This is a genomic window from Paraburkholderia sp. SIMBA_030 (assembly GCF_046535245.1).
GTDB lineage: Bacteria > Pseudomonadota > Gammaproteobacteria > Burkholderiales > Burkholderiaceae > Paraburkholderia.
This window is the reverse complement of the sequence record NZ_JAWRXB010001808.1, coordinates 1-230: the sequence shown is the minus strand read 5'-3', so window position 1 is coordinate 230 and position 230 is coordinate 1. Positions and strand designations below refer to the sequence as shown.

At 60.0% G+C, this 230-nt stretch carries 1 protein-coding gene; it reads left to right on the top strand.

Annotated elements, in window-relative coordinates; translation table 11 throughout:
- A partial coding sequence (locus tag SB772_RS46220; RefSeq protein WP_410839297.1) for a BlaI/MecI/CopY family transcriptional regulator occupies positions 1–230 on the top strand: 230 nt, incomplete at both ends.

The following is a 230-nucleotide window of genomic DNA, read 5'->3' as shown; positions in this document are numbered from 1 at the left end:
GGCCATGCGTGAGGAACGTGCGGACGTTACCTATGCCAGCGTATTGCGCCAGATGCAGGTCATGCATGCGAAGGGGCTGCTGACGCGCGACGAAAGTGAGCGTTCCCACGTCTACGCGCCCGCGCAAAGCCAGAACATGCTGCAAACCAGCCTGCTGAAGGAACTGATCCACAAGGCGTTCTCGGGTTCGGGCAAGGCACTTGTCATGGCCGCTTTGCGCAAGCACGTTA